The sequence below is a fragment of the Ruegeria sp. CDSA241 genome (genome assembly GCF_059611265.1).
Genome location: NZ_JBXWPF010000034.1, coordinates 1 through 10,626, shown reverse-complemented (window position 1 = coordinate 10,626; position 10,626 = coordinate 1). Strand labels below are relative to the sequence as shown.

Genomic DNA, 10,626 nt, shown 5'->3' with positions numbered 1-10,626 from the left:
GGTGCCCGAAGGTCTTCCTCTCAGCAATCGCCATCGCAGCTCTCGTCATCTATTGGCTATGAGTCCTGACCCTAGTTCATGCTGGCGGGGATAGGCGTCAACTTGAAGCCTTTTCTCAAAACCTTGACCTGTCAGCGCAATAAATCCGAACCTCAAATTTCCAAATTGGTTCCACCTACAGCGTATCAGACACGCTCAACCTAGAGGGACCAAGAAATGAAAAAGACACTGATTACATCCGTCACCGCATTCGCCATTGTCCTGAGTGCCGGAACGTCCACCGCTGGTCCGTTGCGTGACCATAGCCAACGCGGGTTTGCGCACAAAGTTCACTCATCAGTTTCGCAAACAGTCAATCACGCTGATGGGATGGCCAATACCTACCAAACCACCAATTCTTCCGGCTTTGGCTTCGCTTTACCTTCAGAGCGCCATCTGGGTCAAAATAACCTGTCCGCCACTCAGCAGTATCCCGCAATAAACCCGAATTGGAGCTGGGATTTGTCGGATGTTAATTTGATCGGAACTGATACTGGTGGATACGCAATCGAAGACGGTATTCGCCTGAATTGGGGTCAATTCAAGAAAACCAAATGCCTGGTCAAGTTGAAGAAGATGGTCGATACCTCATTGGTTCCGTGATCATTATCGCGGCAGGGTTTGGGGTTATCATCGAGGGTTTTGCGGAAATTATTTATGATATCGCTTGTCCACTTGGCAATCTTAGCCCAGCTGAATGCTAGCTATTCTGGAATGCGGGAGAATTTAGGTCCGGCTGCGATGTAATGCCGGTAACTGCTGCGCTTCAATACTGAAAGGCCACCCGGTATAATGGGAAGATCACCACGGTATGGACCGACCATGACCCAAAACCCCTGCGCCGGCTCACAAGAGACGGTTCAGGGACTACTGCGTCAGGGAGATCATGCTGGGGTGTTCTGGGTGGAAGCCGATATGTCGGCTGAAACCTAGAGCCCGGTAACGAGACGGCAGGCTCGGGATTTGCTACAAAAACAGATTGCAGCCCAAAGTCACTCACCGATCGGGACGTAGCCGGTTTTGTTGCAAAATTTTGAGCACGACGAGCTGTTTTAACGATCGGATTGGAGCTAGACGGTCAGCTCAGCGAATTGTTTGAATGAACAGAGTCCAGGCTTGAATTGGCCTTTGCGGATCATGTGCGCCACCTCGATACCTGCAAAAGTTGCCGTAGCCGACCACTTAATACAGCACTGCGTGCAGGTGAATGATAAGTTTGCGAGTGCAAACCAGTAACGATAATGGCTCCCATTATCGTTATCGATACGAACGGCCCAACCCGGTCATTGTGATTTTTCGCGGTGCGCGCTCGCTACGGAAGAAATGCTGCATGCGCTCGAAATCTGGCGCTGTGACGCGGCGATGAAACCGGCCATTGGTGCAGCGCAGCGAGGCTGGAACGGTCAATTCACACAGTGCGGACTAAGTCGCCGTTCGCTGCCCAGCAGAATTGCCATGTATTTGAACGACGAAGCTTGCCTTCGAGAGGCTAGATCAAGTGGCGCCGACACTCGCTTCTCGGAGCAGGAACCTTTGAATTTTGCCGCTGGGTGTCTTCGGCAGTTCTTTGACGAATTCGATAAGCCGAGGATAGGCGTGTGCAGAAAGGCGCTGTTTGACATAATCCCTCAGCTCTGCAGCTAACTCCTCATTACCTTCTGTGCCTTCCGCCAGTACGACCACCGCTCTCACTATTTCGGTCCGTTCCTTGTCCGGCACGCCTACGACTGCCGCCTCCGTCACAGAAGGGTGTTCAATCAGGGCGCTTTCAACGTCAAACGGTCCGATGCGATACCCCGAAGAGGTGATGACGTCGTCGTTCCGCCCTACGAAAGTGATACATCCGTGTTCGTCCCGCTCCACCGTGTCCCCGGTAAGATAGTATCCGTTCTCGATCGATTTGTTGCCCTTGTTCAGGTAGCCGCTAAAGAACAAGAGAGGTGAATCCGCGATGTTGACGGCCAATTGACCAGGCTCATTGAAATCGGCGATGCTGCCATCATCGGCCAGAACCTCGACCCTGTATCCCGGCATAACATAGCCGGCCGATCCCGGACGGACCGGATGTTCGAGCCCGTGATGATTATTCACCAGCATACCCGTTTCGGTCTGCCCATAGTGATCTTTGATCGGCGCATTCAGTTCGGTCTCGAACCAGCGGATGACTTCGGGGTTTAGCGGCTCGCCTGCGCTGCTGATGCACCGGATCTGATCGCGCAGCTGTGCCGCGCGCTCGGTTCCGGCGGCGATGATTAGTCGAAACGCAGTAGGCGCGCCTGCAAAGTTAGTCACATCCAATCTCGAAATCACGTCATATGTACTGTCCACTGTGAATGGTCCCTCGACCAGAGTGGTTGCATGACCCAATAGTAGCGGACCGATCAACGCATAGTATAGACCATAGGCCCAGCCCGGATCGGCAATGTTCCAGAAAACATCCTCATGCCGCAGACCGATCCCTTCGATCATGTAAGATCTAAAGGCAGGCAGAGCTTTTAGGGGCACGGGAACTCCTTTTGCGGGACCTGTAGTTCCAGATGTCGCCATCATTAACATCAGGTCATCGCCGTTCCGCAAAACCGGGACGAACTCAGGCGATTGCGAGGCCATTGCCCGGCGGAAATCAATGTCTCCCCCAACAACCTCTTGTCGTGTGTCAGCAATCATCGCGACAGGCGGGCAACCTTCCACTTCGTTGAGCTTTTTGCGGTTCGCGGCGTCAGTCACAACCATCTTCGCGCCGCTCATGGTCAAACGGTCCTGAATGGCCTTGGGCCCAAAGGCTGTAAACAAAGGTTGATAGGCCGCACCTGCCCGGAGGGCGCCTAGAACAACTGTCACAAGATCCGGGGTGCGCGGCAACAGACCCGCCACGATGTCGCGGGGTTGGATGCCTTGTTCCTTAAGCAAATTGGCAAAACGCGCAGCTTCGTCGCGCAACTGCTTAAAGTCGCGGGTCTCATGGTGCCCGTCCAATGCAATCCAGTTCAAAGCCATGGGATTGCCCTGCAAATGGGCGTCACAGCATTCTACGCATGCATTGATCCCGCCGCTGAAATTGCCGAAAAAGACAGACTTTGCGAGGTCCAGATCAAAGCCCTCCACCGCTTTGGAGTATTCTGAGGAAGTCCCAGAGTCAGAATTCGATTCCATCAAAACGTATTCCTCCAAATGCAGCCCGTAATTACCTTGCACTCAAATAGGTCAAATTTCTACGTTGGAGATTACGCGAACATCTGCGCGCCACGAGTGGTCCATTCAGTCCCGAACCAAAGCTCGATTTGGCACGAGACGGTAGGGCAACGGTCCAATGCATGGCAGATGAAATGGGAGTGAGCCGACGCTCGTTACAGAGATACCTAAACGCGTCAAGATTCACATTTTCGGGGATACGCGGCCAGGCTGTAAATCATGCTGCATTGCTCGTGCAAATGGTCTAGGTCAGGGCAGGCTCGTTCGACCATCGGAACTTTGCCTCTCAGCGAATTTCATCGAACCGGTCATTGAAGGCCGCGCTGGGATGCGAAAATTGAGCCGCGCATTTACTGCGGTTGGTTTGAACAATAAGAATGGCTGTCAATCCTGACGTCAATTTTAGAAAACGCGGGAGCATTCCCGCTACACGGAGCAATGACAAATCAACTACTTGCCTGCGAGTTGGAATTTAAGAGCGCACCATGCAAAACGTGGCAGTTCACGAAGATTCTACCCTGCGTAACGGTTTTTCCTGATCTTGCTCAGACGGTACGTGTTGCGATTTTTAAATGATCATTTTAATATACTCCGATGGGTAGACCAAGATCATATTCACGCGAAGCTGTAGTTGAAAAAGCCATGGGTGTTTTTTGGCAAAACGGCTACAAAGCTGCATCGATAAGTGACGTTGTCCGCGAAACCGGGCTGAACACGGCCAGCATGTACAAGGAGTTTGGAGACAAGGAAGGATTGTTTTCAGCAGCTTTGGATCATTACCGCGATCATGTTATCGGGCCGCGCTATCGTATTCTGATCGACAACCCTAACTTAGAGGGCGTCGAAATGTTTCTCCGAAACGTTTTTTTGGGGGCCGCCAAGTCGGAATACAAGGGCTGCCTGATGATGAACCACCTTGCGCAGAAACATGTGATAAGTCCTGAGGCCGCTGAACAGGTGGGCGCGTTCTGCGCAGAAGTCGAGTCATTGGTTGAAACTGCTCTTCGTAATGCCCAGGCGGATGGAGATATCGGGGCGGAAAAGGACACAGCGCAGCTTGCAAGCTTTGTGGTTTTTTGCGTTCACGGGACCGTCTTGTATGGGCGGCACGACGAAAAAAAGCACGTGATACCAAACTTTTACGACTTGATCATGAGGGAAATTCGCGAGTGAAGTTCATCCCTCATTTATTTTAAAATTGATTTTTTAAAATAAATGTTCTAAAACTATCCCATCCAGACGGAATTGAAGGCAACGACGCGCTGGACGCTAGTGAAACAGGGATAGGAGAAGCACGATGAGTATTTCCGAAACGGCTATGGCCTTCTTTGATGCATGCGAAACAGGCAAAGGCTGGAACGTCTGCAAGACATACTGTCAGGACGGTGCCACTTTTACATGCGAAGCCGACGCATTGGTCGATATCTCGACAATCGAAGATTATACAGCCTGGACGGCGGGAATTTTGACCCCAATCCCAGATGGCAATTACGACATCACCTCATTCTCGACTGATCACGAACGCAACATCGTAACGGCCACAGCAGTATTCAGCGGCAAACAAACCGGTGAAGGTGGACCAGTTCCTGCCACCGGCAAAGAAATCGCAACCAACTATGCCTACGTTATGGAATTTGAAGGTGATAAGATCGCCCGAATGACCAAAATCTGGAATGATGGGCACTCTCTAAAACAACTCGGATGGGCGTAGTGACGTCGCTATAGCGGCGGCGCCATTTAGGGGCTGTATTGCGGGAACTTGGTAACCACTTCGGGCTCTCACCGGCAACTTTGCGTCTGAGCTCCAGCCTACACACCATGATGACCGTCTATGGCGCATTTGGACCCAAAGTGGTTTTGAACCCTTTGTAGGTCAAAATAACCGCGCCAAACACTCTTTTGGGGAGCGTGCCATGTCAACACAAACTGGATATCTGTTGATCGCCGACATTTCCGGCTACACACAATTTTTGACCACTTCGGAAATGGATCACGCTAATCCGATTTTGCATTCCTTGCTGGGCGTACTGGTCGAACAGGTAGGTGATCCGCTCCATTTCTGGAAAACCGAAGGCGATGCCGTTCTGGCATATTCAACCCGGCAGGATTTCCCCTCCGGCGAGACCTTCCTGACCATCTGCGAGAATCTCTACAACGCATTTGCTCTTCGTCGGCAGGACATAATTGCCAACACAACCTGTACCTGCAACGCGTGTGCCAATGTCGGAGGGCTGGATTTGAAGGTTATCACCCATCATGGCCAGTTCGAAGAAATGCAACTTGGCCCGGTAAAAGACTTTTCCGGCGCCGACGTTGTTCTGGTCCACCGAATGGCCAAGACGAACGTTGTTGAAGCCACCGGTGTACGCAGTTACGCGCTGTTTAGCGAGGCCGCTGCAAACGCCATGGATATCAAAGGCATAGTGGAACCGTTTTCACAGGACATCGAACATTTTGGCGAGGTTTCGATGAAGGTCTACGATTTGGCTAAATCTTGGGAACGTTTGCGTACCAACCGCGAGCGCCATTTTTTGACCAAGGAAGACGGAGTTTGGACCTTCAGCCATCATTTCGATGCTCCAATTGCAGTCGTCTGGGAGGCGTTGGTCGCGCCTGAACTAAAGCTGAAATGGATGAACCGTGTTCAGGATATCACCGTCGACAGCCCGCAAGGGCGCCTCAGCAACGGGTCGGAATATCATTGCTCTCACGAATTGGCGGACTTTTTCTATCGCATCACTGATTGGGAACCGTTCGACTATTTCTCGACCTGCATCCAGGATCCGGCGCGCACTGGAGTAAGCCTGCCCGAGACATATCAGCTGACGCAAACGAACTCTGGCACCGACTTGCGATACACAATGGGTCAAGCGACGGATGCCGAAGGCAATAGGTCGGAAATCTCAGAACAGGAGGTTTCAGCGTTCCTGGCAGAATTCTGGGCCGCATCGTTCTCTGATCTGGACGAACAACTCAAGGCCTCGAAGTAAGAGCGCTTTGATGGGACGGCTTACATTGCGTCGGCAACCGCGAAATGCTGCTCTCTGTGATGTGTATGATGTCTGACGCCATCACCTACCGAACATTGGAGCAACAGTAACGTTTTCCCATGCCCTGCTTCCCACGATCAATCCAACGGCCCTACCCGTCATAAACTCAGGGACAACATTTCACTCAGGGATTTCCACGGTTCCTACTATGTGGGTTCGCCTCAAAGGTAGTGCTTGGTACATCGACACAATGTCCGTCGTGGCTATGCCCTCGCCAGTCATTCCATCATAGCGCCCGGTTCCGACGATAATTTCCCAAGAGTTAGCCGCGCCTTTTTCACCTGCTTTCCAACGCATCGTGAAAGTGTCTTCGCCCTCACCAAAAATGCATATTCCGGAGATTGAGTTGGTCCCATCTTGGTAACCGAACCCCGATCCAAGGCATCGAGCAAGCCCGCCGTCAACAGGACCTTCGATAACTTCAAATCCTCCTTTGTTGTCGGCGATGTGGAAAATATGATCACCAAGGTCAAAGTTTTCCTGAGAAAGCGGATAGAAATTATTAAGCTCGATGCGTTGCTCCTCGGCACTGGTCGCAGTACTAGTAGCGGCCAAGACCGAGATCAAAATTAGGTTTTTCATTAAGGCCTCCTAAGGCTCCATTCACCTTAAGAGTATTAGTGACATTAGCAAACGACGGGCATGTTAATTTCCGCTATTCATGAGCGCCCGCTCGTCTCAACCCGCCTGTATGTGCGGATTGTCCGGGAATGGGTGAAGCCCATAGACCTTGAGGCGAGCACCAAGGGAACGCATTCTAAGAGGTGAGCCGAGGTTACTCAGATCTGCAGAAACATTGACAATCTGCGCAATAAGCGACTTCTGCCTGAACATACAAAAATGGATAGGACGGTACGGTATCCTGGCCTAGAGTTGGAGGGCACATTGGCCATCGCGGAAGCTTTTGAAATTTAGAGCCACAGGGTCGTTTTCCTAGACGGCCCAAACCGGACATTGGCTACCGGGTGGTGATGCCGCGGTCGCAACCCACTTTCCGGACATTCACTGCGAGCGAAGTCCCCGGCGCGCTGAGCACACACAACGCGAGACTTGTCGGACTTTCCCGAAGCCCCTTAACTTTAACGGAAGTTACCTACTGGTTCTTGTTGGTGCTAGTAACCGCACGCCAGCCTTCCTTTGGCGGCCTGTCTAACAGGTCTTGGGCGCGGATCATCATGGCGACTGAGGCGGGGTCTCCGTTTCGCGCCTGGTCTGCGGCCGCGAATGCGGCAACGGCCTCTTCAAACCGCCCTGTCCGATAATGTGTAAGGCCCTGTTCATAAGCCTCTATCCAGGCAAATGATCCAACACGCCCATCCGCCATCGCGATCAGTTCGTAGACCACCAGCTCTTCAACACGTCCAAACACGGTAAGCGTGTCCAACTCTCGGACCACGATTGCGTCAGCGGCCTGTCGCCTCGTTTCCGGCCCGACCAGGATCAGCGTTCCATAGTCTTTGTTGGCCCCTTCCAACCGACTGGCAACGTTCACGACATCACCAATCGCGGTGTAGTTCAACCGCTGCTCTGATCCGATATTTCCGACCAGAGCCTCGCCGCTGTTCACCCCGATCCTGACGCGTAGGGGGTTGCCGGCCTCATCTTCAATTCCGGACGCGCCCACGGCGGCGACAAGGTCCAGCGCTGCGCGGCAAGCATTTTCAGCGTGATTGGCATCTTTACGCGGCGCCCCCCAAAACGCCATCACGGCATCGCCAATAAACTTGTCGATCGTCCCACCGTTTTGAGTAATGGCCGCAGAGGCTGCGCTGAAGAAGGGCTCCATCAGCTGGACAATATTTGGGCCTAGTTTTTCGGACAGCCCTGTGAAACCCGCTACATCGCAAAACAACACAGAGATCTGTTTCATTTCTCCGCCCGGCTGTATCTTGATGCCCTCAGCAACCAGCATACGCACAAGATCGGTGGGCACGTATTTTCGGAAAGCGGACAAACCAGCGGCCATGCTCGCGGTTGCCGCAGAAAGATTGGCAAGCTCAGACAGTCTGGAGGGTCTGCGCTCAATGCGTTCGACGTCAAAGCGTTCGATTTTACCAAGATCTTCGGCGATGCGTGCCAACGGATTTGCGACAATGCTTCGGATCAGCCAGATCGCCAGCCCGGTTGCGACGACCACCACACCGATCAAAACGTATATCAAGTTTATCAGCGCTTCATCGATGCTCGACAGAAACGCCGCTTCGGGTATGACCGTGGCAACGCGCCAGCCGTAAAACCCCAGTGGCGTCAGCGCCACCGCATAAGGCACGCCGTCGATGACGACACGTTTCGTCAGCGTGCCTTGGGCATTCGCTTTGGGATCTGCCAACAACCTTTCGCCTGAGATCATGGCAACTTCATAAAGCTTCCCTTCGCCCATGCGCGCCGGGGTAATCTCATCCGCTTCTGCATCAGGTACTGCAATAACTTTGCCGTCAGCGTTCAGAATAAATGCCGCGCCGAATTCGCCGGGGGCAAGCGTGGCGAGAAAACGTGACAAACGATCCGTTTCGATTGCAACGGCCAGAACACCTTGCCGCGTTCGGTTGACGTCTATCGGACCAGCAAAGGCGTAAACGGTTTTTTTACTATCCGGAAGGTCGCGCGTTTCGATCCACCCCGCAGAGCTGAGCCCCATGAAGTTTTCAAACCAGGCATGTTCGCGCGGATCATAGGATGTTTCAGTAAAGGTCCGCTCCTCGAACTGAATGTCACCGGGGATAAAGATATAGCGATCCTTCCGCAGCATTCGGTCGCGGATCCCCTTGTCGATTTCAATCATCTCAAGCCCGCCGTCACCTAGACGGTGCGACGCGAAAAAATTGCCATCGGGCCAGCCAAAGAACATCCATGAGATATTCGGCTGCGCCTGCAGTTGCGACAGAAAAACAAACTCGCGCTTGTCGGCCTGTCGCGTCGCGATGACGTTCTGGACAAAGATCGTGCGAACGGCTGCCCAAGCGGCTTCGGCCGACCTAAGCGTCACCCCCACCTCGATGCGGACAGTGTTCGCTATCTGGCCGTTGATTTCAGCTGCAAGCATGCGGCTATTGTCGCGCGCAGTCGTCCACCATAGGGAATGGACAATAAAGGTCGACACTCCGATAGACACAGCCACCAGAATTGACACAGCGATGCCCACGCTAAGTCGCACTTAAATCTCCGCCAAATTACTCATATTCTTCAGTATTGAATTGAGATTGCTAGGAGGGCATAACTTTTTAGACCTATCCCGAAATCTCACGCAACTGTTAGGTAGCAGCAAAGCATTGTGTTGAAGCGGGCGCTTGAACATTGGCTACTGTAACTGACCTTTGCGATTTTGCCAGACGCTGTGTGCAAATGAACGGGCCGCCTGAACTTGCCATTGGCAGATATGTCCCACCACTGCGCTGCAGCTCATCAAAGGAGACATTCGCCGCAGCCACAAAATCGGCGGGTCTACGAACTAACAGCTCGCGAAAGGAATCTGCCGTTCATCTACTCTGCCCTTCCCGCCGCATATTGCGGGAAGAGCCGCCGTTGGCCCGAATTCGCAAGTTCGATATGATCTTAGCGGCTTTGTCGCAAAATTCTCTGAAGTGTAAGGGCTGGTTGGAATTTACTAAGTTCATACGGTTTGGTTCGTAAACTGCTTGACCGGGCAGATTCCGACTCCGAACTGACCCTTTCTGATCATCTGCGCAACTGCAATCCCATCGAGCGTTGCAGAGGCGGACGCAGTTTCGCTTATGGCGACGTGCCTTGTCGGCAATCAATGGCGCATATTTGACGATCCAACGGTTCAGCGTCGCGTGATCAACCTTAACTCTGCGCTCAGCCAGGATTTCTCCCAGATCCCGATACGACACTGAGTAGCGCAGATAGAAAAACGCCTCGTGCAAGATCACATCTTTTGGGAAATGCGAGCCCTTGAATGAGATCGTCACCGGATGCTCCTGTCAATTTTGGGCTGGTCATTAATGTTGTTTTCTCCAGCGACAGAATAATAAAGTCTATTGAGAACCAGTACCGCCAACCACTAATCCAAATATATAAGGGCGCTTCTGGATAAACGTGGCCTTTTGTGCCGAATGGGCAAAGCATTGGTTTGTCACCCGTCGCGCAAACACACCGCACCAAGAAATGGCGAACGGCATCTAATCTGATCTCTAGACGGCGGCGGCCGCTACCTGGAGGTGCGTTGTGGGCTAACACTTGCCAGATCTCAGGCGTTAGCCCTGGATGCTAGCATTGGATCGAGTTGCCTTTCAGCACATCGAAGCCAGCCAACTAGGGTCAGGACTCATAGCCAATAGATGACGAGAGCTGCGATGGCGATTGCTGAGAGGAAGACCTTCGGGCA

At 52.6% G+C, this 10,626-nt stretch carries 7 protein-coding genes and 2 pseudogenes; 4 read left to right on the top strand and 5 right to left on the bottom strand.

Translation table 11 applies throughout. From position 1 onward, the window contains the following. Positions 1-216 precede the first annotated feature (216 nt). A complete protein-coding gene (locus AC2FJV_RS19980; RefSeq protein WP_496714472.1) occupies positions 217-642 on the top strand; it encodes a hypothetical protein in 426 nt (141 codons plus the stop codon). Positions 643-1,109: 467 nt separating this feature from the next. Here the strand turns inward: AC2FJV_RS19980 and AC2FJV_RS19975 are convergent. Continuing rightward, a pseudogene (locus AC2FJV_RS19975) lies at positions 1,110-1,217 on the bottom strand (IS6 family transposase); the annotation flags it as partial. A 316-nt stretch (positions 1,218-1,533) separates the two neighbouring features. Then, on the bottom strand, positions 1,534-3,192 hold the full coding sequence (locus tag AC2FJV_RS19970) for an AMP-binding protein (protein WP_496714470.1): 1,659 nt from the start codon (positions 3,190-3,192) through the stop codon (positions 1,534-1,536). A 681-nt stretch (positions 3,193-3,873) separates the two neighbouring features. Here AC2FJV_RS19970 and AC2FJV_RS19965 point away from each other — a divergent pair. The 3 genes from AC2FJV_RS19965 (at position 3,874) to AC2FJV_RS19955 (ending at position 6,221) form a co-directional block, all read left to right on the top strand. Then, positions 3,874-4,404, top strand: coding sequence for a TetR/AcrR family transcriptional regulator (locus tag AC2FJV_RS19965; protein WP_496694680.1), 531 nt, complete (start codon positions 3,874-3,876; stop codon positions 4,402-4,404). A gap of 124 nt (positions 4,405-4,528) precedes the next feature. Further along, positions 4,529-4,942, top strand: coding sequence for an ester cyclase (locus AC2FJV_RS19960; RefSeq protein ID WP_496714469.1), 414 nt, complete (start codon positions 4,529-4,531; stop codon positions 4,940-4,942). 202 nt (positions 4,943-5,144) lie between these two features. Further along, entirely contained in the window at positions 5,145-6,221 is a 1,077-nt protein-coding gene (locus tag AC2FJV_RS19955) for a DUF2652 domain-containing protein (RefSeq protein WP_142640398.1), read from the top strand. A gap of 180 nt (positions 6,222-6,401) precedes the next feature. Here the strand turns inward: AC2FJV_RS19955 and AC2FJV_RS19950 are convergent, their stop codons facing one another. The 3 genes and pseudogenes from AC2FJV_RS19950 to AC2FJV_RS19940 form a co-directional block, all read right to left on the bottom strand. Continuing rightward, positions 6,402-6,863: a hypothetical protein gene (locus AC2FJV_RS19950; protein WP_142640399.1), complete on the bottom strand. Its 462-nt coding sequence runs from the start codon at positions 6,861-6,863 to the stop codon at positions 6,402-6,404. 511 nt (positions 6,864-7,374) lie between these two features. Next, entirely contained in the window at positions 7,375-9,435 is a 2,061-nt protein-coding gene (locus AC2FJV_RS19945) for an adenylate/guanylate cyclase domain-containing protein (protein WP_496714468.1), read from the bottom strand. 571 nt (positions 9,436-10,006) lie between these two features. Next, positions 10,007-10,210: pseudogene (locus tag AC2FJV_RS19940) on the bottom strand (IS6 family transposase); the annotation flags it as partial. Positions 10,211-10,626 lie beyond the last annotated feature (416 nt).

Coding starts and splice junctions, on each gene's coding strand:
- AC2FJV_RS19980 (WP_496714472.1), top strand. CDS start 217: ATGAAAAAGACACTGATTACATCCGTCACCGCATTCGCCATTGTCCTG.
- AC2FJV_RS19970 (WP_496714470.1), bottom strand. CDS start 3,192: ATGGAATCGAATTCTGACTCTGGGACTTCCTCAGAATACTCCAAAGCG.
- AC2FJV_RS19965 (WP_496694680.1), top strand. CDS start 3,874: ATGGGTGTTTTTTGGCAAAACGGCTACAAAGCTGCATCGATAAGTGAC.
- AC2FJV_RS19960 (WP_496714469.1), top strand. CDS start 4,529: ATGAGTATTTCCGAAACGGCTATGGCCTTCTTTGATGCATGCGAAACA.
- AC2FJV_RS19955 (WP_142640398.1), top strand. CDS start 5,145: ATGTCAACACAAACTGGATATCTGTTGATCGCCGACATTTCCGGCTAC.
- AC2FJV_RS19950 (WP_142640399.1), bottom strand. CDS start 6,863: ATGAAAAACCTAATTTTGATCTCGGTCTTGGCCGCTACTAGTACTGCG.